The following is a 20,314-nucleotide window of genomic DNA, read 5'->3' on the forward strand; positions in this document are numbered from 1 at the left end:
GGCTATTGCGCCGCCAGGGCCGACTCTGCCGCGCGCAGGGCGGCCTGGATGCGCGTGGTGGTATCCGCCCCTGGCACCATGGGCCTGAGCGCGGGCACATGCGCACGCCCGATGTTGCCCAGGGGCAGCCGCTGCAGCAGATGGCCCAGCGGCACCAGCGCCAGGCGCAGCAGCTGCCCCCGGACTTCACGCCCGTCGCGCAACTGCAGCGCGTAGCGCAGCATGGCGGTGTGCGAGCGCCAATGCAGGCCCAGCGTGGTCTGGCCCAGCACATGGGCCGCCTCCAGCCAGGGCCAGCGCGCGGCCGGCGGCTCGCCCGCGCTGGCCTCGAAGCGCACCAGGAGGTGCGCGAACGCCTGGTATTGCAGTGCGGACGTTCCGGGCATGGCGGCGCTCACGCCGATGCCGCCGAATGCTCGCGCGCCCATCGCACCCAGCGCCGTTGCCGGTGGCGGTAGAACACCCAGGCAAAGGCCGCGCTGACCGGGGTCATGAGCCAGGGCAGGTAGCGTGCGCGCACGAACACCTCGTCGGTGTAGCAGGTGCGTTCGGGCGTGCCCGGCAGGCTGTGCACGGTGATGCGGTGGTCCCATGCGCGCATGAGCTGGCCCGTGCCGTTGTCGCGCAGCATGGGCCAGGCACCGGGGATCTCGTTTGCATGCACGCTGATGCGCGCGGTCTGGCGGCCCATGGGCAGCAGGCCGAACAGTGCAAAGCGCAGCTCCGTGTCGCCCATCGGCCAGTGTGCAGGCCAGGGGCCGTGCACGGTGCCAAAGCGCAGCAGCGGCGCGGTGATGTGACGGAACAGCGCCGTGGTCTGCAGCTCCCTGGCCACCCATCCGGCAGGGGCGTCCAGGGTGGTGGTCAGGCAGATGCGCAGGCTGCCGGGCGGGCGCTCCAGGGTGGCCGCAGGGGGGCCCATCTCGGCGCTGCCCAAGGCGGCGGCCACCGCCGTCTGCGGGTCGATGGGCGCAGTACTGCTCATGCCGAAGCCTCCTTTGCAGCCGGTGTACCACCTTCCGGCCGCAGCATGCGCAGGCCGTTGGCCACCACCAGCAGGCTGGCACCCATGTCGGCGAACACCGCCATCCACATGGTGGCCTGGCCCGCAAGCGCCAGGCCGAAGAACACCGCCTTGATGCCCAGCGCCAGGCTGATGTTCTGCACCAGCACACGGTGCGTGCGGCGCGACAGGCGCACCGTCTCGGCCACGCGGCGCAGGTCGTCGTTCATGATGACCACGTCGGCCGTTTCCATGGCCACGTCGGTGCCGGCCGCGCCCATGGCAAAGCCGATGTCGGCCTTGGCCAGGGCCGGGGCGTCGTTGATGCCGTCGCCCGCCATGGCCGTCATGCCGTGCTTGTGCTGCAGGGCGGCGATGGCAGTGAGCTTTTGCTCGGGCAGCAGGCTGGCCTGCACCTGGTCGATGCCGGCCTCCTTGGCGGCCGCCTGGGCAGCGGCGGCATGGTCGCCAGTCAGCATGACAGGCACCACGCCCAGGGCCTTGAGGTCGGCCACGGCCTGCACGGCCTGCGGGCGCAGGGTGTCGGCCACGGCGAACAGGGCGCGCACGGCATCGGTGTCGGCCAGCAGCGTCACGCTGCGGCCCTGGGCCTCATGCTCCGCAGCGGCGGCCTCGACGGCGTCGGTCCAGAGCTTGCGCTCCTGCATGAGCCGGCGGTTGCCCAGCTGCCAGGTGGCGCCGGCGATGCGGCCCTGCACGCCGCGCCCCGCCAGCGCGGTGAAGTCCTCCACTTCGGGCAGGTCGGCACCCCCAGCGTCCCCCAGCCCGGCAGCGATGGCCTTGGAAACGGGGTGGTCCGAACGGCCGGCGAGGGCACGCGCCACATCGGTGGCGGCATCGCCGCCAAACTGGGCCTGGCCCACCAGCATGGGCTTGCCGGCGGTGATGGTGCCGGTCTTGTCGAAGGCCACGGCGCGGATGCCGCGTGCCTGCTCCAGCCAGGCCCCGCCCTTGACCAGGATGCCGCGCCGTGCCGCCGCGGCCAGACCGCTGACCACCGTGACGGGCGTGGAGATCACCAGCGCGCACGGGCAGGCGATGACCAGCAGCACCAGCGCGCGGTAGATGGCATCGAGCCAGGCCCAGCCCAGCGCCAGCGGCGCGCCCACGGCCACCACCACGGCCAGCACGAACACGGCGGGGGTGTAGACGGCTGCAAAGCGGTCCACGAAGCGCTGCGTGGGCGCGCGGCTGGCCTGGGCTTCTTCCACCGCGCGGATGATGCGGTCCAGCGTGGTGTTGCCTGCTGCCGAGGTCACTTGCATCACCAGCTCGGCCTGGGCGTTCAGGGTGCCGGCGTAGAGCTTGTCGCCCGGCACCTTGTCCACGGCCAGGCTTTCGCCGGTGACGCTGGATTCGTCTACCGCGCTGCGGCCGGTGGCCACGGTGCCATCCAGCGGCACGCGGCCGCCAGGGCGCACGCGCACCGTGGCGCCCACGGCCACCTCGGCGGCGGGCAGGGTCTGCCACTGGCCGCCGGGCTGCTGGACCTCGGCCTGGTCCGGGCTCAGCGCCAGCAGCGCGCCGATGGCGTTGCGCGCCCGGCCCACGGCCCCTTCCTCGATGCGCTCGGCCAGGGCGTACAGGGCCATCACCATGGCCGCCTCGGGCCACTGGCCGATGGCGAAGGCGCCGGTCACGGCCACGGCCATCAGCGTGTTGATGCCCAACTGCCCGCGCAGCAGCGACTTCAGGCCCGCCTTGTAGATACCCAGGCCTGCCAGCAGGATGGCCACCGCCGCCAGCGCCATGCCGGCGTAGTGCCACACAGGCGTGTCGGGCCCCAGCAGATGGGCCAGCTCGGCCGCCAAGGCTGCTGCCAGCGATGCACCGATGCGGCCCCAGCCGGGCAGGGCGCCGTGGTCGTGGCCTTCATGGCCGTCTTCGGCGCCGTGGCCATGGCCATCGTGGTCCTGGTGGTCGTGGCCCTCGGCACCATGTTTGTGCGCATGTGGTGTGGCCGCTGCCTTGGCAGGTGGCGCATCGGCCGAGCAACTGCTGCCGGGGGCGCAGCAGGAGACGTTGATCTGCGGTGCACGGCGCGCGCCCTGTGATGCCTTGGGCATGGGCAGGGCCACGGCCTCGGGCGGGCCCTGCGGGGTGGTGGTTCGGCTCGACTCGGTTGTCATGGTTTTTCCTTGTGCAGGGGCGGATTGCAATCCGCCATGCCATGATTGGAATCCTTGAAGTCACTTGAAGGTCAAGCCCATGCCAACAGACGCAGCCAGATTTCGCATCGGCGAGGCCGCCCAGCGCTCCGGGGTCTCCACCGCCAACATCCGCTACTACGAAAAGGAAGCCCTGCTCGCGGCCGGCCCGCGCAGCGAAAGCAGCTACCGCTTGTACAGCGATGCCGACATCCACCAGCTGCGCTTCATCCGCCTGTGCCGCGCCATGGACATGTCGCTCGACGAGGTGCGCACCCTGCTGGCGCTGGACCGGGACAGCACCGCCGCCGACCACACCGCCTGCGACACGCTGGACGAGCACCTGAGCCACGTGCGCATCCGCCTGCAGGAACTGAAGACCCTGGAGCGCGACCTGATCGCGCTGCGCCGGCGCTGTGACGGCACCGATGGGCATTGCCATGTGATCGAGGCGCTGCATGAAAGGGCCGATGCCGAGCCCGTGGCGCCGCCAGGGCCTGCGCCGGCCAAGCGGCATGTGTGAGCCGGGCTTCCTTGCGCCCTGCATCCGAAGATTATATGATTAGCATCATGCGAAATAACAAGACCACTGCCAGAAGCGCTGCCAAGGAAGCCACGCACGAGCGCATCGTGTCCGTGGCGGCCCGCGCCATTCGCCGCAGTGGCTACGACGGGACCGGGGTTGCGGACATCATGAAGGAGGCGGGTCTCACGCATGGGGCCTTCTACGCCCATTTCGATTCGCGTGAGGCCATGCTGGCCGAAGCGGCGGCGAAGGCATGCGCGGAGTCCGCAGCCGCTGCCGCCCAGGTGGTGGCCAGCGTGCCGCCGGGCACGGCTCTGGCGTCCATGCTGGGCAGCTACCTCTCCCGGGGGCACGTCGAACAGGTGGAGTTGGGGTGCCCCCTGGCCGCGCTGGGCTCCGAAACCATGCGCCAGGCCCCCGAGGTGCGGCGGGTCGCCACCCGGCACATCAAGGAAATGGTCGATCTGATCGCCCGCCAGTCCCCGGACTGGGGGCAGCCCGCCGCCCACGAGCGCGCTCTGGTCACCGTGGCCACCATGGTGGGGGCCTTGCTGCTGGCGCGTGCGGTGGACGAGCCCGCACTGTCGGACGGCCTGCGCGAGGCTGCGCTCAAGCACCTGGCGCCTTCCGCACCCTGAACCACCGGCACAGGCGGTGCGCTTTTTTTTGCCTTTCAATATGATGGTCATCATTCGAAATTTGCCAACCCGCAAGGAAACACCATGAAAGCCTTCATCCTTGAGCGCTACGGCAAGACGCGTGCATTGCGCCTGGCCGACCTGCCCCGGCCCGAACTGCGCGATGGCGAGGTGCTGGTGGAGGTGCATGCGGCGGGCGTGAACCTGCTGGACGCCAAGATCCGCAACGGAGAGTTCAAGCCCATCCTGCCCTACCGCCTGCCCCTTGTCCTGGGCCACGACGTGGCCGGGGTGGTGGTGCAGGTCGGCCCCCAGGTGCGCCAGTTCAAGATCGGCGACGAGGTCTATGCCCGGGCAGACGATTTCCGCATTGGCACCTTTGCCGAGTTCGTGCCGGTCAGGGAGTCCTCGCTGGCGCCCAAGCCCCGTGGACTTTCCATGGTCGAGGCGGCCTCGATCCCCCTGGTGGGACTCACCGCCTGGCAGGCCCTGGTAGAGCAGGGCGGGCTCAGGCAGGGGCAGAAGGTCTTCATCCAGGCCGGCTCCGGCGGGGTGGGCAGCTTTGCCATCCAACTGGCCAAACACCTGGGTGCGAGCGTCGCGACCACCGCAGGCGCGGCCAGTGCCCAGGCCATGCGCACGCTGGGAGCCGACCTCGCCATTGACTACCGCACGCAGGACTTCGAGACCCAGCTGCGCGGCTACGACCTGGTCCTGCACAGCCAGGACAGCAAGGCGCTCGAAAAGTCCCTGCGGGTGCTCAAGCCGGGTGGCAAGCTCATTTCCATCTCGGGCCCGCCGGACCCTGCATTCGCCGAGGGCAGCAAGGCGCCCGGCATCGTACGGCTGCTGCTGCGCTTGATCAGTGCAGGCGTGCGGCGGCGGGCGAAAGGCCTGGGCGTCGGCTATTCCTTCCTGTTCATGCGGGCCGAGGGCAGTCAACTGCGTGAAATCACCCGCCTCATGGACGCCCGAGCCATCCGCCCGGTGGTCGACAAGGTGTTTCCCTTCGAGGCTACCAACGAGGCGCTGGCGTATGTGGAATCCGGCCGTGCCAAAGGCAAGGTCGTCATCCAGCTCAAGTGATACGGATTCGCCTTCAACCGTACAACGTCGTTGTTTCGCCTTGCCGTGCCGCAGCACTGTCTGCGGCTCCCGCCTAGTTCTACGCTCGAATGCAAATCCGTATGAGCCCTTTCGCATCCATCCCTGGAGTTACCATGAAGATCGAAGACGCTGTTGTCCTCATCACCGGTGCCAATCGCGGCATCGGCCTGGCCTTTGCCCGCGAGTTGCTCGCCCGCGGTGCGCGCAAGGTCTACGCTGGCGCGCGCGATCCCGCCAGCATCACCCCCCAGGCTGGCGTGCAGGCCCTGCGGCTGGACGTCAACCACCCCGGCGACGTGGCCGCGGCCGCAGCGCAGGCGCAGGACGTCACCCTGGTCATCAACAATGCCGGCATCGCCCAGCCCGGCGGCTTTCTGGCGCCCGACAGCGAAGAGCTCGCGCGGCGCATCTTCGAGACTAGGGCCTGTTAACACTAATTTCGCGATCCCCGAAATTAGTGTTAACAGGCCCTAATGTCTTCGGCGTGCTGCGTGTGAGTCAGGCCTTCGCTCCCATTCTTGCGGCCAACGGCGGCGGCGCCTTGCTCAATGTGCTGTCGGTGGCCTCCTGGGTGAATGGCGGCGAGCTGGCCGCCTACTCGGCCAGCAAGTCGGCTGCCTGGTCGCTGACCAATGCCCTGCGCAACGAGCTCTCAGCGCAGAAAACGCAGGTGCTGGGACTGCACATGGCCTATGTCGACACCGACCTCACACGCGGCTTCGACGTGCCCAAGACCAGTCCCGAGCAGATCGTCAAGCGGGCGCTGAACGGGCTGGAGTCGGGTCTGGAAGAAGTGCTGGCCGATGGGCTCACCCAGCACGTCAAGATCGGGCTGAGGGCACCCCGGCCAAGCTACCTGCCGCAGGTCGCCTGAGCCTGGAGCCGGGCCTTTCCGCTCTCAAACCATCGGAAAGGCCCCAGGCCCTCTCTCCACCGAAACATCCCTGGCACGCAGCTCCGCCTGGCATTCCGAGCAGGTGGTGACCGGGTCGAACAGGTGGCCGCAGCCGGTGTGCCGGTGCAGCAGGGGGCGGCCGGCCTTGCCGGCCATGTGCACATCGCCCCAGTGCACGATGGCCATGATGACGGGGTGCAGGTCCAGGCCCTTCGGGGTCAGGCGGTACTCGTAGCGGGCGGGCGACTCCTGGTAGGCGGCCTTGCGCAGCACGCCAGCCTCCACCAGCTTGGCCAGGCGGTCCGCCAGCATGGGGCGGGAGATGCCCAGGCGCTGCTGGAACTCGTCGAACCGGCGCACGCCGAGAAAGCAGTCGCGCAACACCAGCAAGGTCCAGCGGTCGCCGATCACGGAGACGGTGCGGGCCACCGAGCAAGCTTCCTGTTCCAGGTCGTTCCACTTCATGTCCGCAACTCTACCCTTGACGGGTTCAATTTTCAAACTTATCGTGCAGTCAGTTCAAAAATAGAACTTTGAAAGCTTGGGCGCAGCGCCCGTCCCCGTTCCATTGCAACCTCAGGAGACCCCATGGCAGACGGAAAGAAGAAAGCAATATTGGTCATCGGCGCGGGCGACGCCACGGGCGGCGCCATTGCCCAGCGCTTCGCCCGCGAGGGCTATATCGCCTGCGTGACCCGGCGCAGCGCGGACAAGCTGCAGCCCCTGGTGGACCAGATCCGCGCCGCGGGGGGCGAGGCGCATGGCTTTGGCTCGGACGCGCGCAAGGAAGAGGAGATGGTAGCGCTCATCGCCAGGATCGAAGCAGAGATCGCCCCGATCGAAGTCGCGGTGTTCAACATCGGGGCCAATGTGCGCTTCGGCATCACCGAGACGACCTCGCGTGTGTACTTCAAGGTGTGGGAGATGGCCTGCTTCGCCGGCTTCCTCATGGGGCGCGAGGCGGCCAAGGTGATGCTGCCGCGGGGTCGGGGCACCATTCTCTTCACCGGGGCCACGGCCAGCCTGCGCGGCCGCGAGGGCTTCGCGGCCTTTGCGGGCGCCAAGCACGCGCTGCGTGCGCTGGCCCAGAGCATGGCGCGGGAGCTGTGGCCCCAGGGCATTCACGTGGCCCACCCCGTGATCGACGGGGCGATCGATACCGAGTTCATCCGCAGCAACTTCCCCGAGCGCTACGCCACCAAGGAGCAGGGCGGCATCGTCAGCCCCGAGAGCATTGCCGAGGTGTACTGGCAGCTGCACAACCAGCCCCGCGACGCCTGGACCCACGAGACGGAAATCCGCCCATGGATGGAGACCTGGTGACTGCGCCCGACCACCACAACCACCAAGGAGACAAAAACCATGAACGACCTGACAGTGCAGTTCCTGTTCGACTTCGGCAGCCCGAACGCCTACCTCAGCCACAAGGTGCTGCCCGGCATCGAGGCCCGTACGGGCGTGGCATTCGAGTATGTCCCCGTGCTGCTGGGCGGCCTGTTCAAGCTGGCGAACAACCGCTCGCCGGCCGAGAGCAACGCCAGCATCCCGACCAAGCGGGCCTATGAGCAACGGGAGATGGACCGCTTCGTGCAGCGGCATGGCCTGTCGAAGTTCGCGCACAACCCGCACTTTCCGGTAAACACCCTGGCGCTGATGCGCGGCGCGGTCGCCGCGCGCAGGCTGGGCTGTTTCGAGCCGTATGTCGATGCCGTCTACGCCAGCATGTGGGAGCGCGGCCAGAAGATGGACGACCCGCAGGTGATCGCCGCCGAGCTGCACGCGGCCGGGCTCGACCCCGCGGCGCTGCTGGCCGCCAGCCAGGAGCCCGAGGTGAAGAACGCCCTGTTGCTGAGCACCCAGGACGCCTTTGCCCGCGGTGCCTTTGGTTCGCCTGTCTTCTTCGTCGGGGACGAGATGTTCTTCGGCAAGGATCGGCTGCGCGAGGTGGAGGAAGAGATTGTGCGTGCGCAGGGCTAGTGCCCTGAACAGCAGGCTCAGGCCTTTGCATTCCCTGGATCGCCTGTAAATAGGCAGGGTGTGAGCGCATGTATCGTCTGCTATGCAATGTGTAGCTGCCAATTCATGCCACATAAGCGGTACGCGGCGTAAATGCCCGATGGCTGGCGCGGGCCATCTTCTTGGGAAGTGGTACCCCCGCCGCTATCATGTCCGCCATGATCAACCGCCTGCCCGGCCTGTCCCTGCCCGATCGTGCCTGGAGCACGGTGCGCCGCTGGGCTGTGGCGTGGTGGCGCATCCTCTACCTGGGGGCGGTGGTGCTGGTGCTGGTGCTGTCGCCGTCGAGCTACGGGCGTGCCACGCGCCGCTCGCTGGCGCGCCACCTGTACCTGGACACGGCGCCCGTGCTGCTGGGCTTCACGGTGCTGGCGGCCCTCATCAGCCTGGTGCTCACGCGCATCGTGGTGGTCACGGCGCTGAGTTACGGCCTGTCGCGCTACGCCATGGAGATGGTGATCCGCGTGCTGGTGCTGGAGCTGATCCCGCTCACGGCGGCGCTGTTCGTGGCCATGCGCGCCACCATCCCCAACGGCACGCAACTGGCCCTGCTGCGCCAGTCGGGGCGTTTCGACGAACTGCGCCGCCAAGGCTCGGACCCGGTGCGCGTGGAACTGTTGCCGCGCGTGGTGGCCGGCGTGTTCGCCAGCATCACGCTGGCCGCTCTCAGCTGCGTGGTGGCCCTGGTCATGGGCTACCTGGGTGTCTACGGCTTCAACCTGGCCGAGGCCGAGGGCTACACCCGCATGTTCGGCCGCGTGTTCACGCCCAGCGTGACCACCTTGTTCGCGCTCAAGACGCTGTTCTTCAGCCTCACCGTGGCGCTGATCCCCATGGCCGCGGGCCTGTACGACGCCGAGGGCCGGGGCCAGCCCGATTCGGAGCTCGGTGGCCTGGCGCGCATGTTCGCCGTGCTCCTGCTGATCGAGGTGGCCTCGCTGATGGGCAACTACTACTGACCCCCGACAAGAACAACACCCACCATGACCGATCGCAAACCACCGCCCGCACCGCCGCCGCCGACTACCGAAGGCTCCACGCCGGAAACGCTGCGCCCCGTGGCCTACCTGGAGATCAAGGCCGCGGCGCTGCTGATGTTCACGCTGTCGCTGATCATCGGCTCGGGCCTGTTCCTGATGTATGCGCGCGGCGTGTTCGAGCCCACGCAGACCCTGGTGCTCACGGCCGACGATTCCGAGGGCGTGGTGGTGGGCATGGACATGACCTTCTCGGGCTTTCCCATCGGGCGCGTGCGGCGCATCGAGCTGGCCAACGAGGGCAATGCCCGCATCACCGTCGAGGTGCCGAGCAAGGACGCGCACTGGCTGCGCTCCTCCAGCGTGTTCACCCTGGTGCGCGGCATCGTGGGCGGCACCAACATCCGCGCCTACAGCGGCATCCTCACCGACCCGCCGCTCGAAGACGGTGCCGTGCGCCCGGTGCTGCGCGGCGATGCCACGGCCGAGATCCCGCAGCTCATGGCCTCGGCGCGCGAGCTGCTGGGCAACCTGAACGCCCTTACCGCGCAGGACGCGGCGCTAGGCGGCACCCTGTCCAACGTGCGCGAGCTGACCGAGCGCCTGAACGGCCCGGGTGGCGTGCTGGGCGCGCTCACGGGCAACGCGGACGATGCCAAGAAGATTGCCACCACGCTGGACCGCACCAACACCCTGCTGGCGCGCCTGGACACCCTGGCCGCGCGCGCCGACCGCCAGGTCTTTGGCGCCGATGGCAACAGCAAGGACGCCCTGGTGCCCGAACTGCGCGCTGCCGTCGGCCAGGTCAACGACCTGCTGGCCGACACGCGCACCAGCCTGAAGAAGGTGGACGCCGTGCTGGTCGAGGCCCAGGCCGTGGGCGCGAATGCGCGCGAGGCCACGAACGACCTCGGCGCCCTGCGCGCCGAGGTGGAGAGCAACCTGCGCAAGATCGACAGCCTGGTGACCGAGATCAACCGCAAATGGCCGTTTGCACGCGACCGGGAGATCAAGCTGCCATGAAGCACAAGTCGAAGACGGCATGGGCCGTGATCACTCTGGGCCTGCTGCTGGCCGGCTGCGCCAGCAAGCCGCCCGAGCCCGAGTGGGAGATGAATGCCCAGGGCTCCTCCCAGAAGGCGCTCGACGCCTACCTGTCGGGCAACGCCCGCGTGGAAAAGCTCGAATGGGAGCGCGCCCGCGCCGAGGTGGCCCGCACCGGCCGCCCGGACCTGCTGGCCCGGGTGGAGCTGTTGCGCTGCGCCGCCCAGGTGGCCAGCCTGGTGGTGGAGCCGTGCACCGCCTTCGAGGCCCTGCGCCAGGATGCCGCCGCGCCCGAGCGCGCCTATGCCGACTACCTGGCCGGCAAGCCGCTGGCCGCCCCCGACGTGGCCCTGCTGCCGCCCGCCCAGCGCGCCGTGGCCACGGCCGGGGCGGGCAGCGCTGCACTGGCCGGCATTGAGGACCCGCTCTCGCGCCTGGTGGCGGCCGGCGTGCTGTTGCAGTCCGGCCGGGCCGACCCCGCGTCAATTGCCACGGCCACCGACACTGCGTCCGCCCAGGGCTGGCGCCGCCCGCTCATGGCCTGGCTGCTGCTGCAGGTGCAGCGCGCCGAGGGCGCCGGCGACAAGGAGGCCGCCGACCGGCTGCGCCGGCGCGTGGCCGTGGTGGAGCAGGGCGGCGGGGCCTCACCGAACCGATAGCCGCAACGCCAGTGCCGCCAGCGTGACCAGCAATACGGGCACGGTGAGCACCACCCCGACCCGGAAGTAGGTGCCCCAGCCGATGCGGATGCCCTTGCGCTCCAGCACATGCAGCCACAGCAGCGTGGCGAGCGAGCCGATGGGTGTGATCTTGGGGCCCAGGTCACTGCCGATGACATTGGCATAAATCATCGCCTCCTTCACCACGCCGCTGGCGCTGGAGGCATCGATGGACAGCGCGCCCACCAGCACCGTGGGCATGTTGTTCATGAGGGAAGACAGCACGGCAGTCAGCATGCCGGTGCCGATGGCGGCACCCCAGATGCCGTAGCCAGCGAAGGTGTCGAGCCACTGGCTGATGTACGCGGTGAGTCCCTGGTTGCGCAGCCCGTAGACCACCAGGTACATGCCCAGCGAGAACACCACGATCTGCCACGGCGCCCCGCGCAGCACCTTCTTCGTGCTTATCACGGGGCCCCTGCCGGCTACGGCCAGCAGCAGCGCGGCGCCTGCGGCTGCCGTGGCGCTGACGGGCACGCCCAGCGGCTCCAGCCCGAAAAATCCCACCAGCAGCAGTACCAGCACTGCCCACCCCGCCTTGAAGGTGGCCGCATCACGGATGGCTGCGGCCGGCAGCTTGAGCTGGGCCGGGTCGTAGGCTGCGGGGATCTCCTTGCGAAAGAACAGCAGCAACACCACCAGCGAAGCGGTGACCGAGGCGATGTTCACCGGCACCATGACGGCCGCATAGTCGTTGAAGCCGATGCGAAAGAAGTCGGCCGAGACGATGTTCACCAGGTTGGACACCACCAGCGGCAGACTGGCCGCGTCGGCGATGAAGCCCGCCGCCATCACAAAGGCCAATGTGGCGCCCGGGCCAAAGCCCAGGGCCGCGAGCATGGCGACCACGATGGGGGTGAGGATCAGCGCCGCACCATCGTTGGCAAACACCGCCGCCACGGCCGCGCCCAGCAGCACGATGAGGGCGAACAGCATGCGCCCGCTGCCGCGCCCCCAGCGCGCCACGTGCAGGGCCGCCCACTCGAAGAAGCCCGCCTCGTCGAGCAGCAGGCTGACGATGATGATGGCGATGAAGGCGGCGGTGGCGTTCCATACGATCTGCCAGACCACCGCAATGTCTGACCAGTGCACGACCCCGGTGGCAAGGGCCACGGCGGCGCCCGCGCTGGCACTCCAGCCGATGCCCAATCCGCGCGGTTGCCAGATGACCAGCGCAATGGTGGCGACGAATATCGTCAGAGCCAGAAGCATCTGTTCTCTCTTTCTACACGGGGTTTCAGGGATAGGACCGGCAGTAGCAAGCCTCGAAGCCAGGCTGCGCATGCGGCACTTGAATATTTCAATAATAGTTGTATTATTGAGTGCATGCAAGCCTCAACCGCCTACACCATCTTCCACAATCCGGCCTGTGGAACCTCACGCAACGTGCTCGCGATGATCCGCCACGCGGGCATCGAGCCTACGGTTGTCGAATACCTCAAGACGCCCCCCAGCCGTGAAAAGCTCATGGAGCTTATCGCCGCCATGGGCATTCCGGTGCGGGCGGTGCTGCGCCAAAAGGGCACACCCTACGACGAGTTGGGCCTGCAGAACCCCGAGCTGTCGGACGCGCAACTACTGGATGCCATGAAGTCCCACCCCATCCTGATCAATCGCCCCATCGTCGTGGCGCCTGGTGGAACGCAACTCTGCCGCCCATCCGAGGTAGTGCTGGACCTGCTGCCCCCGCTGCCCGGCCCCTTCGCCAAGGAAGACGGCGAACTGGTCATCGACGCCCAGGGCCAGAGGGTGGCGTGAGGCCAGCCAGACTGCGCCGTATTTCAACCATTCTTGTATAGTCAGCCTGTGCAAAAAGATACCGCCACCTCCGTCTTCGAATCGCTGTCCTCGCCCGTGCGGCTGGACGTGTTCCGTCTGCTCGTGCGGCAAGGGCCGGAAGGCATGGTGGCCGGCGAGATTTCGGCGGCGCTGGACGTGCCGCCCACCAACCTGTCATTCCACCTGAAGGGCATGACGCACGCGTCCCTGCTCACGGTGGAGCAGGAGGGGCGCTACCAGCGCTACCGGGCCAACCTGGCGCTGATGGTGGAGTTGATCGGCTACCTGACCGAAGAGTGTTGCGCGGGCAATCCGGAGCTGTGTGTCGAGTTGCCTGGCAAAGTGAGTTGCACGCCAGCACCTGCGGCGTCCAAGAAGCGTTCCAAGGCTGCCGTTACGGCGTGATCGCCGTGGTGCTTCCCCGAATGTCGCTTTGCGGTCATCAATTCAATATTCAATGAATCATTGAAATTACATCCCAGATCCTCCTTCACCCTTCATCCTGGAGCTCCCCAATGTCTGAAAAAATCTACAACGTCCTGTTCATCTGCACCCACAACTCCGCCCGCTCGATCCTGGCAGAGGCCTTGCTGAACCACTTCGGCGGTGGACGGTTCAAGGGCTATTCCGCGGGCAGCTTCCCCTCGGGCACGGTGAACCCGATGGCCCTGGCCACGCTGGAGCGTCTGCGCGTGCCCGTGGTGGATGCGCGCAGCAAGAACTGGGAAGAGTTCGCCGCGCCCGGCGCCCCCGCGCTGGACTTTGTGTTCACTGTGTGCGACAACGCGGCGGGCGAGGTCTGCCCCATCTGGCCCGGCCAGCCCATGAGCGCTCACTGGGGTGTGGCCGACCCGTCGGCCGTGGAAGGTACGGAGGAAGAAGTGGAACGCGCTTTCCGCGACACTGCCCTGATCCTCAAGCGGCGCATCGAGTTGCTGCTGGCCCTGCCACTGCACAAGCTCGACACGTTGGCCATCAAGCGCCAGGTCGAAGACATCGGCCGCACCGCCTGAGCGGGCCATTGCAAACACCCCTTGCCTCTTGCAAGACCATGACCACCAACATCCTCATCCTGTGCACCCACAATTCGGCACGCAGTGTGCTGGCCGAGGGCATGCTCAACCACTTGGCCAAGGTGCGCGGCCTCGATGTGCGGGCCTTCAGCGCCGGCAGTGCACCGAGTGGCCGCATCAATCCACTGGCGCTGGAGGCGCTGGCTGCCGTTGGTGTCACGACCGACACTTTTCGCAGCAAGAGCTGGGACGAGTTCACCGGCACCGAAGCGCCGGTGATGCGCATCGTCATCACTGTTTGCGACAGTGCCGCCAATGAGGTGTGCCCCTACTGGCCGGGCACACCCATCCAGATGCATTGGGGCTACCCCGATCCTTCCAATGCCCAGGGGGGTGAGGAAGGCCAGCGCCAAGCCTTCGAGATCACCCGCCAGGCCATCGGCTACCGCATGCTTCAATTGCTGGAGTTGCCCTTGGCCGACATGAGCGACACCGATCTGATCGTCCAGCTCAACCGCATCGCGCACAGCTGAGAACCTACCAATTCACCACGTGCTGTAAATCGTGGCCTTTCCATTGCACTGCTCCATGCCACCTGACCTTCCCAACATCGATCCCCAACTGCTGCAGTGGCCCGATACTGCCCGCCTGGCCGTTCCGCTGGTGTCCACCCACGCTCCACGCATCCTGATGCTCTATGGCTCGCTGCGCGAGCGCTCGTTCAGCCGCCTGGCCACCGAAGAGGCGGCGCGCATCCTGCAAGCACTGGGCGCCGAGGTGAAAATCTTCGACCCCACCGGCCTGCCGCTGGCCGATGGCGCGCCTGATACCCATCCCAAGGTGGTGGAGTTGCGCGCGCTGGCCGCCTGGTCCGAGGGCATGGTCTGGTGCTCGCCCGAACGCCATGGCGCCATGACCGGGATCCTGAAAACCCAGATCGACTGGATACCGCTGGCCCAGGGCGCGGTGCGCCCCACGCAGGGCAAGACGCTGGCGCTGATGCAGGTCTGCGGCGGCTCCCAGTCGTTCAACGCCGTGAACCAGATGCGCGTGCTCGGCCGCTGGATGCGCATGCTCACCATCCCCAACCAGTCCTCGGTGGCCAAGGCCTTCCAGGAGTTCGGCGACGACAACCGCATGAAGCCCTCGGCCTACTACGACCGCATCGTGGACGTGATGGAAGAACTCATGAAGTTCACCCTGCTCACGCGCGACGTGTCGCCGTACCTGGTGGACCGCTACAGCGAGCGCAAGGAGTCTGCAGGCGCGCTGGAGCGCCGGGCCCTATTGCCGCAAGCAGTGCCGACAGCACAGGGCGGCGGCTGCACGCCCCCCGTGGGCGATGCCAGGGATGCGGCCACCGCACCCGTATGCTGCGCCCGATGAGGGCCGCGTCGCGGAGGGCGCTGCGTTGAAAAGCCACCACCCCGCAACCACCGTCGCCCGCCTGGGCACGGCCCAGACGCTGGCCTGGGCCTCGACCTACTACCTGCCGGCCATCCTGGCCGTGCCCATGGCACGGGACATGGGGATTTCGGTGGCCATGGTGTTCGCGGCCTTCTCCTGCGCACTCGTTGTCTCGGCGCTCCTGGGGCCGTATGCGGGCCGCAGCATCGACCGCTGGGGTGGCCGGCCGGTGCTGATGGCCACGAGTGGCGTATTTGCGTTCGGGCTGGCCGCTCTGGCCATGGCCCAGGGCCCGTGGAGCCTGTTTGCCGCCTGGGTGCTGCTCGGCATCGGCATGGGCAGCGGGCTGTACGAGGCCGCGTTTGCCGCACTGGTGCACCTGCACGGCAAGAACGCGCGCAACTCGATCACCGGCATCACCTTGATCGCCGGCTTCGCCAGCACGGTGGGCTGGCCGCTGTCGATGTGGATGGAGTCGCAGTGGGGCTGGCGTGGCGCCTGCTGGGCCTGGGCTGCGCTGCATCTGGTGGTGGGGCTGCCGCTCAATGCGTGGACGCCGCGCATGGCGGAGGCCGAGGCAGCCACCATGGGCACGGCAGCGCCTGTGGCCGATGTGGCGCCTGCACATGCCCGGCGCGCCACGGTGCTGCTGGCCTTTGTCTTTGCCGCCACCTGGTTCACCAGCACCGCCATGGCGGCGCACCTGCCGCGCCTGCTGCAGGAGGGCGGCGCCACGCTGGCCACCGCCGTGGCCGTGGGCGCGCTGGTGGGGCCGGCGCAGGTGGCGGGTCGCCTGCTGGAGTTTGGCTTGCTGCGCCATGTGCACCCGCTGCTGTCCGCGCGCCTGGCGGCGCTGATGCACCCGCTGGGCGCCGGGTTGCTGGCCGTGGCCGGCGCACCGATGGCAGCGGTGTTCGCGCTGTTCCATGGCGCGGGCAACGGCATCCTGACGATTGCCAAGGGCACGTTGCCGCTGGTGCTGTTTGGGCCGGCGGGCTATGGGCACCGGCAGGGGCTGCTGATGGTGCCGGCGCGCATCGCTCAAGCTGCGTCCCCATGGCTGTTCGGCCTGTGCCTGGATCGGCTGGGGGTGGGGGCGCTGTGGGTGTCGGCGGGGCTGGGACTGGCGGCCTTCCTCGCACTGCTGGTGGTGGCTGCGCCGGCCAATGGCGGAACGCGCTAAGTCGCGCTGCCGCCGTCCCATGCAGCGCACTGGATGACCACGCGGTAACCATCGGGGTCTTCGAAGCTGCGGCCTGATTGCGCCCAGTAGGGGTTCAACGATTGGACCTCGGCGAACCCGGCGGTAAGCATGGCATCGCAGCGTGCCTGCCAAGCCTCTTGTTCCGGCACATAGAAGACCAGCAGATCCTCTGGCGTGGGTGCCGGCGCCACGGGATGGCTGGTGCAGTGGGTGAACTCCCAATGGAAGCCGGCACCGGGTGAGCCCAGCATGGCGCCATCAAAGCCTGCATGGTCCTTGAAACTGCCCAGTTGCACAATGCCCAGGCCTTGCGTGTACTGGGCCACCGAGCGCGCCAGATCGCTGACGGGGCGTGCTATTCGAAGATGTGTGTGCATGGAGGGAGGCCAGGGATCAGGCTGGCATCGCCGTCGCATGCCATGGACCGCCGCGCTTCATCTTCGCGGGGCCTGGGTGAGCCGCCTTGATCAGCGCAGTCGCGCTTCGAGCTGGGTTTCGATGTGCTCACGTTCAGTGTTGAACTGCAGCGCGGTGATCTCGCTGGCCTCGTACTTGCGCGCGGTGGACAGCAGCAGCACCGTGTTTTCCAGCCGCGTGTCTTGTTGGATGGAGGGGGGCAGGGCGGTGAGGCGGTCGAAGCTCTGCTTGTAGAACTCGCTCCACATCAGCGCGCCGGCCTGGGCCTGGGCCTTGGCGCTGTCGTGCCAACGGGTGAATTCGTCGAGCGAGCTTTCGCCGGGGCTGGAGCAGGCCACGGCCAGTGCAGCGAGGGCCAGTGCCATGGCTGCGGCAGCAGCCGGGCCCTTGCGATCAAGGTTCAGGAAACGTGGGTTCACGGTATTCCTCCTACGGTTATGCGCACCGTTTGCACTGCACGCAAGGCCAGATGGTACTCCGGTGCTCCTCTTTTTGCCAGTGCCTGCCGCGCCAGCGTTGCGTTTGCGTTCTGTTGGCGGGGTGTGAGGCATGCAAGCTGGCCAGCCAGGGCGGCCTGCGGGACGGCAAAGAGGGAAATGCACCTGCAGCGAATGCGCAGGACAGGCCGGAAAAGGAGGGGATGGGAAAGGGAGAGGGGCGAACGCCCGGGCCGCAGAACACATGCGGGCGCGCCTGCATGCTGCCGTGGTGCGGCATCCTTACTCGGGGAATCCTTGCGTGAGGATCTGCTCCACGCCACCAGGCAGTCGGACCATGGAGTCCACCGACTGCACCATGATGTCAGGCATGAGCAGGGCTGCGGCCGCCAGGACGGCCAGCACGACAGTCACCACGAAGGCAGCCAGGGGGTGCTTGCGGCGGGGAAGCGGATGGTACTTCATGGTGCTGCTCCTTGGTGGTGGGTGGACAGGTGGATTGCGACAACGATCAACAGTTGGAATTTGGCGAATGGGGAGGGGCCTCAATGACCCCCGGACCAGCCTCAATGGCCAGTGGGTAGATTTCAGCAAAGTGTCTCAGTTCCGCGTGTAAGACAACAGCGATTCATGACCTCTGTGACTGCTGTTACGGGTGGTTGCGCGCCCGGCCTGGCGGTCCCGCCTCGGAGACATGCCGTGTCTCTTGGAAACCTTGGAGGCAGCGAGAAATGGCTGTTGCATGCGCTTGCAACATGGCACGCAATGCCTTGCGCGAGCGCGCAAATGGACCGGGAAAAACGGGGGGGCAGGCGCGCCTTGTAACGAGATGTGTCGAGTCGCTCAAGCGGTTGCACCGTGGGAGGGCGCGCAAGTGCAATGCGAGGGCTGGGGCACAATTCTGCGCCCGCCATCGGGCTGCCATTCCTGCCAAATCCATGAACCGTTTCTTGTGCGTGCTTGTTTTTCTATGCGCCTGTGTGCCGTCGCTGGCCAGAGACCTGAACCTGGGCCAGATCCGGGAAAAGTTTCTGGACACCGACATCGTGGTGTCGGGACCTTCCTTTGCCGACTCTGGTTCGCTGGCCAATCTGCTGGCCGATTGGATATGGATGGAACCCGACAGCGCCGGTGGTTTCAAGCGGCAGAGCAATTTGAATCTCAACGTTCCCAACAGCTTCCGGGGGGCACGCGGAAAAATCGTTGCGATCGAGCCGACCAAGGAGAGTGTGAACGTCGGTGGGGGACAGGTCGACGCCTTTGGCAGGCCCATCGACTACTCCAGGCTCGTCAATCCCGAAGTGCTGGTGGTGGTCAAGCTGGCCGGCCGGGAAGACCATATAGGCACCCGAGGCGTCATCACCGCCATGGCGCCTTCACGGTTCTTCCCTGCGGAAGATTTCGCCAGCACGCGTGCTGCCATGGAAAAAGTGCTGGAGGCCTTGCAGGGCAAGACGATCTACAACAACGGCAACACCGTTTTGCTGGATGTGACGATCAGCCTGGCCGATCTGGAGCAGCCGGGCCGGCGTGATGGCGCGCGCGACCGGTCCAGCCCGAACCTCATGCCGCTGCAGGTGCTGGAGTCCAGGATTCTTGACGCCCAGAACGCGGTCATTCTCAAGGTCCGCATGGCAGACGGCCAGGAGCGGGTGGTCTTCGGTGATCTGACTTACTACGAACTCAGGAAAGGTCCGGAATTCACGCCGCTTGAGCGCATGGGCCTGCATGTGCATACCTCCATTCCCAAGCGATTTTCTGCCCAGGAGATGAAGGCCATCCGCGACAAGACCATTTTCACGGGCATGTCCGAGGCAGGTCTTTTCTGGTCCTGGGGCTACCCCGACAAGATCAACGACTATGGTCGCGGCGGTAAGCAATACGTGTACGGAACAGGCCAATATGTCTATGTGAGCAATAAACTTGTCCGCAACTTTCAGGCCATACGGTAGCCGTTGGTGGCCGCCTTGTAAGCAGAGCGACCGTCAGCTGCCTGACGGGTGTTCTGCGGGTGCTGCAGCGGCGCCTGCGTACCCGATCCAAATACCGTGATCACATAGTCCGTCATGTCGAAGCCCATGCGCGCGGCAATCGACTTCAGGCGCTCGTCGATCTCCTGGTCGAAGAACTCGTGCACCGCCTGGGTGCGGTTGCATACCAGGTGCCCGTGGCGGTCGCGGTTCTCGGTGAGTTCGTAGACGGCGCGATTGCTGCCCAACTGGTTGCGGCGCAGCAGGCCGGTCTGTTCGAACTGGGCGAGTACGCGGTAGACAGTGGCCATGCCCAGGTCTGCGTCGTCCAGCAGCAGCATCTTGTAGACGTCTTCCGCCGAGAGGTGGCGCTGGGCGCTCTCGCGGAACAGGCGCAGGATCCGGATGCGATGCAGGGTGGCCTTGAGGCCGGAATGCTTCAGGTCAGCGAGATCGTCCATGGAGGTTACGCCCTTTTCAAGCCCTGCGGGCGGGTGCGGTGGGGGCTGTTCGCGGGGAAAAAAAGCATGGCTGCCGGGTTACGGGTGGCTAGCAAAAAAAGACCCTTCGAGACCGAGGTCCCGGGAGTCTCCCCACGATGAAACCTATTTCGTCAGAATCAGCTTTCCGAGCTTGGTGGTCTTGAGCTGGTAGACCGAGCCGTTGTGCAGGATGTTCACGACCTTGGCCGTGCCGAGCATGGTGGCGCTGTTGATGCTGCGCAGGAAGCCCGCGGCTGGCGACTTCGTGACCGGCGCCTGCACCACCGCTGCCGTCGCTGCGTCATCGGCAGCTGCCGACGCGCGCGGCGCCACGGGGCGCTGCAGTCGAAGGACGGGGCGGGGCATGGCAAGTGTCGACATGGTGTGCAGGAGTTCGGTTGGTTGGTAACTGGTGCTTTTCTGCGGTATGGGTGAAGTATAGGGCATCAAATGAGAATGTGTCTCATTAGCCTTTGAAACAATAGGTAATTCTGCTGAGCCGCGCTTGGCGG

25 protein-coding genes and 1 pseudogene are annotated in these 20,314 nt (G+C 66.9%); 16 read left to right on the forward strand and 10 right to left on the reverse strand.

Annotated elements, in window-relative coordinates; all coding sequences use genetic code 11:
• Positions 1 to 2: 2 nt before the first annotated feature.
• From AC07X5_RS14695 to AC07X5_RS14705, 3 genes are read right to left on the reverse strand one after another with little or no spacing between them, the layout of a single operon-like run.
• Positions 3 to 428, reverse strand: coding sequence for a DUF3703 domain-containing protein (locus AC07X5_RS14695; protein ID WP_494770754.1), 426 nt, complete (start codon positions 426 to 428; stop codon positions 3 to 5).
• Positions 395 to 985 (reverse strand): Rv1443c family protein, encoded by a 591-nt coding sequence (locus AC07X5_RS14700; protein ID WP_494770755.1) that lies wholly within the window; start codon positions 983 to 985, stop codon positions 395 to 397. The genes AC07X5_RS14695 and AC07X5_RS14700 overlap by 34 nt, the downstream gene beginning before the upstream one ends.
• Positions 982 to 3,153, reverse strand: coding sequence for a heavy metal translocating P-type ATPase (locus AC07X5_RS14705; protein WP_494770756.1), 2,172 nt, complete (start codon positions 3,151 to 3,153; stop codon positions 982 to 984). The genes AC07X5_RS14700 and AC07X5_RS14705 overlap by 4 nt, the downstream gene beginning before the upstream one ends.
• Positions 3,154 to 3,232: 79 nt before the next feature.
• Between AC07X5_RS14705 and AC07X5_RS14710 the strand changes: the two genes are divergently transcribed.
• From AC07X5_RS14710 to AC07X5_RS14725, 4 genes and pseudogenes are all read left to right on the forward strand, one after another.
• Complete coding sequence (locus tag AC07X5_RS14710; RefSeq protein WP_494770757.1) at positions 3,233 to 3,694, forward strand: MerR family transcriptional regulator; 462 nt, start codon at positions 3,233 to 3,235, stop codon at positions 3,692 to 3,694.
• 35 nt (positions 3,695 to 3,729) lie between these two features.
• Positions 3,730 to 4,335 carry a TetR/AcrR family transcriptional regulator gene (locus tag AC07X5_RS14715; RefSeq protein ID WP_494770758.1) on the forward strand — a complete coding sequence of 202 codons (606 nt, stop codon included), beginning with the start codon at positions 3,730 to 3,732 and terminating at the stop codon, positions 4,333 to 4,335.
• A gap of 84 nt (positions 4,336 to 4,419) precedes the next feature.
• The gene (locus tag AC07X5_RS14720) at positions 4,420 to 5,421 is read left to right on the forward strand and encodes an NADP-dependent oxidoreductase (protein ID WP_494770759.1); all 1,002 of its coding nucleotides are present in this window, start codon (positions 4,420 to 4,422) and stop codon (positions 5,419 to 5,421) included.
• A gap of 134 nt (positions 5,422 to 5,555) precedes the next feature.
• Positions 5,556 to 6,316: pseudogene (locus AC07X5_RS14725) on the forward strand (SDR family oxidoreductase).
• Positions 6,317 to 6,340: 24 nt separating this feature from the next.
• On the opposite strand, the gene AC07X5_RS14730 reads toward AC07X5_RS14725, so the two are convergent.
• A complete protein-coding gene (locus AC07X5_RS14730) occupies positions 6,341 to 6,802 on the reverse strand; it encodes a winged helix-turn-helix transcriptional regulator (RefSeq protein WP_494770760.1) in 462 nt (153 codons plus the stop codon).
• Between the two features lie 123 nt (positions 6,803 to 6,925).
• Between AC07X5_RS14730 and AC07X5_RS14735 the strand changes: the two genes are divergently transcribed.
• The 5 genes from AC07X5_RS14735 to AC07X5_RS14755 all read left to right on the forward strand — a co-directional run bounded on the left by AC07X5_RS14735 (position 6,926) and on the right by AC07X5_RS14755 (position 11,033).
• Positions 6,926 to 7,660: an SDR family oxidoreductase gene (locus AC07X5_RS14735; protein ID WP_492231203.1), complete on the forward strand. Its 735-nt coding sequence runs from the start codon at positions 6,926 to 6,928 to the stop codon at positions 7,658 to 7,660.
• 39 nt (positions 7,661 to 7,699) lie between these two features.
• Positions 7,700 to 8,314 (forward strand): 2-hydroxychromene-2-carboxylate isomerase, encoded by a 615-nt coding sequence (locus AC07X5_RS14740; protein ID WP_494770761.1) that lies wholly within the window; start codon positions 7,700 to 7,702, stop codon positions 8,312 to 8,314.
• A 197-nt stretch (positions 8,315 to 8,511) separates the two neighbouring features.
• Positions 8,512 to 9,312: an MlaE family ABC transporter permease gene (locus AC07X5_RS14745; RefSeq protein ID WP_494770959.1), complete on the forward strand. Its 801-nt coding sequence runs from the start codon at positions 8,512 to 8,514 to the stop codon at positions 9,310 to 9,312.
• Between the two features lie 24 nt (positions 9,313 to 9,336).
• The gene (locus tag AC07X5_RS14750) at positions 9,337 to 10,353 is read left to right on the forward strand and encodes an MlaD family protein (protein WP_494770762.1); all 1,017 of its coding nucleotides are present in this window, start codon (positions 9,337 to 9,339) and stop codon (positions 10,351 to 10,353) included.
• A complete protein-coding gene (locus AC07X5_RS14755) occupies positions 10,350 to 11,033 on the forward strand; it encodes a hypothetical protein (protein ID WP_494770763.1) in 684 nt (227 codons plus the stop codon). Before AC07X5_RS14750 ends, AC07X5_RS14755 begins: the two co-directional genes overlap by 4 nt.
• On the opposite strand, the gene AC07X5_RS14760 is transcribed toward AC07X5_RS14755, so the two are convergent.
• Positions 11,019 to 12,377, reverse strand: coding sequence for an arsenic transporter (locus AC07X5_RS14760; RefSeq protein WP_494770764.1), 1,359 nt, complete (start codon positions 12,375 to 12,377; stop codon positions 11,019 to 11,021). The two genes, AC07X5_RS14755 and AC07X5_RS14760, sit on opposite strands and share 15 nt — an antisense overlap.
• 42 nt (positions 12,378 to 12,419) lie before the next feature.
• On the opposite strand from AC07X5_RS14760, the gene arsC reads away from it, so the two are divergent.
• From arsC to AC07X5_RS14790, 6 genes are all read left to right on the forward strand, one after another.
• The gene (arsC, locus tag AC07X5_RS14765) at positions 12,420 to 12,851 is read left to right on the forward strand and encodes an arsenate reductase (glutaredoxin) (RefSeq protein ID WP_494770765.1); all 432 of its coding nucleotides are present in this window, start codon (positions 12,420 to 12,422) and stop codon (positions 12,849 to 12,851) included.
• Between the two features lie 48 nt (positions 12,852 to 12,899).
• Positions 12,900 to 13,277, forward strand: a complete 378-nt coding sequence (locus tag AC07X5_RS14770) for an ArsR/SmtB family transcription factor (protein ID WP_494770766.1) — start codon at positions 12,900 to 12,902, stop codon at positions 13,275 to 13,277.
• Positions 13,278 to 13,387: 110 nt separating this feature from the next.
• Positions 13,388 to 13,885 carry an arsenate reductase ArsC gene (locus AC07X5_RS14775; protein WP_494770767.1) on the forward strand — a complete coding sequence of 166 codons (498 nt, stop codon included), beginning with the start codon at positions 13,388 to 13,390 and terminating at the stop codon, positions 13,883 to 13,885.
• Between the two features lie 38 nt (positions 13,886 to 13,923).
• On the forward strand, positions 13,924 to 14,418 hold the full coding sequence (locus AC07X5_RS14780) for an arsenate reductase ArsC (protein WP_494770768.1): 495 nt from the start codon (positions 13,924 to 13,926) through the stop codon (positions 14,416 to 14,418).
• A gap of 55 nt (positions 14,419 to 14,473) precedes the next feature.
• Complete coding sequence (arsH, locus tag AC07X5_RS14785; RefSeq protein WP_494770769.1) at positions 14,474 to 15,271, forward strand: arsenical resistance protein ArsH; 798 nt, start codon at positions 14,474 to 14,476, stop codon at positions 15,269 to 15,271.
• A 25-nt stretch (positions 15,272 to 15,296) separates the two neighbouring features.
• Entirely contained in the window at positions 15,297 to 16,475 is a 1,179-nt protein-coding gene (locus AC07X5_RS14790; RefSeq protein ID WP_409963522.1) for an MFS transporter, read from the forward strand.
• Here AC07X5_RS14790 and AC07X5_RS14795 read toward each other — a convergent pair.
• The 3 genes from AC07X5_RS14795 to AC07X5_RS14805 all read right to left on the reverse strand — a co-directional run bounded on the left by AC07X5_RS14795 (position 16,472) and on the right by AC07X5_RS14805 (position 17,815).
• Positions 16,472 to 16,873 carry a VOC family protein gene (locus AC07X5_RS14795; RefSeq protein ID WP_494770770.1) on the reverse strand — a complete coding sequence of 134 codons (402 nt, stop codon included), beginning with the start codon at positions 16,871 to 16,873 and terminating at the stop codon, positions 16,472 to 16,474. The genes AC07X5_RS14790 and AC07X5_RS14795 overlap by 4 nt on opposite strands.
• Positions 16,874 to 16,963: 90 nt before the next feature.
• Positions 16,964 to 17,332 (reverse strand): hypothetical protein, encoded by a 369-nt coding sequence (locus AC07X5_RS14800; protein ID WP_494770771.1) that lies wholly within the window; start codon positions 17,330 to 17,332, stop codon positions 16,964 to 16,966.
• A 300-nt stretch (positions 17,333 to 17,632) separates the two neighbouring features.
• A complete protein-coding gene (locus AC07X5_RS14805) occupies positions 17,633 to 17,815 on the reverse strand; it encodes a hypothetical protein (RefSeq protein ID WP_409963518.1) in 183 nt (60 codons plus the stop codon).
• A 473-nt stretch (positions 17,816 to 18,288) separates the two neighbouring features.
• Between AC07X5_RS14805 and AC07X5_RS14810 the strand changes: the two genes are divergently transcribed.
• The gene (locus AC07X5_RS14810; protein WP_409963516.1) at positions 18,289 to 19,302 is read left to right on the forward strand and encodes a hypothetical protein; all 1,014 of its coding nucleotides are present in this window, start codon (positions 18,289 to 18,291) and stop codon (positions 19,300 to 19,302) included.
• On the opposite strand, the gene AC07X5_RS14815 is transcribed toward AC07X5_RS14810, so the two are convergent.
• The gene (locus tag AC07X5_RS14815) at positions 19,287 to 19,781 is read right to left on the reverse strand and encodes a Fur family transcriptional regulator (protein ID WP_494770772.1); all 495 of its coding nucleotides are present in this window, start codon (positions 19,779 to 19,781) and stop codon (positions 19,287 to 19,289) included. The genes AC07X5_RS14810 and AC07X5_RS14815 overlap by 16 nt on opposite strands.
• A gap of 144 nt (positions 19,782 to 19,925) precedes the next feature.
• Positions 19,926 to 20,183, reverse strand: coding sequence for a hemin uptake protein HemP (gene hemP / locus AC07X5_RS14820; protein WP_494770773.1), 258 nt, complete (start codon positions 20,181 to 20,183; stop codon positions 19,926 to 19,928).
• Between the last annotated feature and the right edge of the window lie 131 nt (positions 20,184 to 20,314).

It is taken from the genome of Acidovorax sp. GW458-11-26-14-TSB4, assembly GCF_059423865.1.

Excerpts from the sequence above, each read along its gene's own strand:
- AC07X5_RS14805 (WP_409963518.1), bottom strand. The coding sequence starts at position 17,815 with ATGAAGTACCATCCGCTTCCCCGCCGCAAGCACCCCCTGGCTGCCTTC.
- arsH (WP_494770769.1), top strand. The coding sequence starts at position 14,474 with ATGCCACCTGACCTTCCCAACATCGATCCCCAACTGCTGCAGTGGCCC.
- AC07X5_RS14705 (WP_494770756.1), bottom strand. The coding sequence starts at position 3,153 with ATGACAACCGAGTCGAGCCGAACCACCACCCCGCAGGGCCCGCCCGAG.
- AC07X5_RS14760 (WP_494770764.1), bottom strand. The coding sequence starts at position 12,377 with ATGCGCAGCCTGGCTTCGAGGCTTGCTACTGCCGGTCCTATCCCTGAA.
- AC07X5_RS14715 (WP_494770758.1), top strand. The coding sequence starts at position 3,730 with ATGATTAGCATCATGCGAAATAACAAGACCACTGCCAGAAGCGCTGCC.
- AC07X5_RS14795 (WP_494770770.1), bottom strand. The coding sequence starts at position 16,873 with ATGCACACACATCTTCGAATAGCACGCCCCGTCAGCGATCTGGCGCGC.
- AC07X5_RS14710 (WP_494770757.1), top strand. The coding sequence starts at position 3,233 with ATGCCAACAGACGCAGCCAGATTTCGCATCGGCGAGGCCGCCCAGCGC.
- hemP (WP_494770773.1), bottom strand. The coding sequence starts at position 20,183 with ATGTCGACACTTGCCATGCCCCGCCCCGTCCTTCGACTGCAGCGCCCC.
- arsC (WP_494770765.1), top strand. The coding sequence starts at position 12,420 with ATGCAAGCCTCAACCGCCTACACCATCTTCCACAATCCGGCCTGTGGA.
- AC07X5_RS14780 (WP_494770768.1), top strand. The coding sequence starts at position 13,924 with ATGACCACCAACATCCTCATCCTGTGCACCCACAATTCGGCACGCAGT.
- AC07X5_RS14730 (WP_494770760.1), bottom strand. The coding sequence starts at position 6,802 with ATGAAGTGGAACGACCTGGAACAGGAAGCTTGCTCGGTGGCCCGCACC.
- AC07X5_RS14755 (WP_494770763.1), top strand. The coding sequence starts at position 10,350 with ATGAAGCACAAGTCGAAGACGGCATGGGCCGTGATCACTCTGGGCCTG.
- AC07X5_RS14815 (WP_494770772.1), bottom strand. The coding sequence starts at position 19,781 with ATGGACGATCTCGCTGACCTGAAGCATTCCGGCCTCAAGGCCACCCTG.
- AC07X5_RS14720 (WP_494770759.1), top strand. The coding sequence starts at position 4,420 with ATGAAAGCCTTCATCCTTGAGCGCTACGGCAAGACGCGTGCATTGCGC.
- AC07X5_RS14775 (WP_494770767.1), top strand. The coding sequence starts at position 13,388 with ATGTCTGAAAAAATCTACAACGTCCTGTTCATCTGCACCCACAACTCC.
- AC07X5_RS14745 (WP_494770959.1), top strand. The coding sequence starts at position 8,512 with ATGATCAACCGCCTGCCCGGCCTGTCCCTGCCCGATCGTGCCTGGAGC.
- AC07X5_RS14700 (WP_494770755.1), bottom strand. The coding sequence starts at position 985 with ATGAGCAGTACTGCGCCCATCGACCCGCAGACGGCGGTGGCCGCCGCC.
- AC07X5_RS14750 (WP_494770762.1), top strand. The coding sequence starts at position 9,337 with ATGACCGATCGCAAACCACCGCCCGCACCGCCGCCGCCGACTACCGAA.
- AC07X5_RS14810 (WP_409963516.1), top strand. The coding sequence starts at position 18,289 with ATGAACCGTTTCTTGTGCGTGCTTGTTTTTCTATGCGCCTGTGTGCCG.
- AC07X5_RS14740 (WP_494770761.1), top strand. The coding sequence starts at position 7,700 with ATGAACGACCTGACAGTGCAGTTCCTGTTCGACTTCGGCAGCCCGAAC.
- AC07X5_RS14695 (WP_494770754.1), bottom strand. The coding sequence starts at position 428 with ATGGGCGCGCGAGCATTCGGCGGCATCGGCGTGAGCGCCGCCATGCCC.
- AC07X5_RS14735 (WP_492231203.1), top strand. The coding sequence starts at position 6,926 with ATGGCAGACGGAAAGAAGAAAGCAATATTGGTCATCGGCGCGGGCGAC.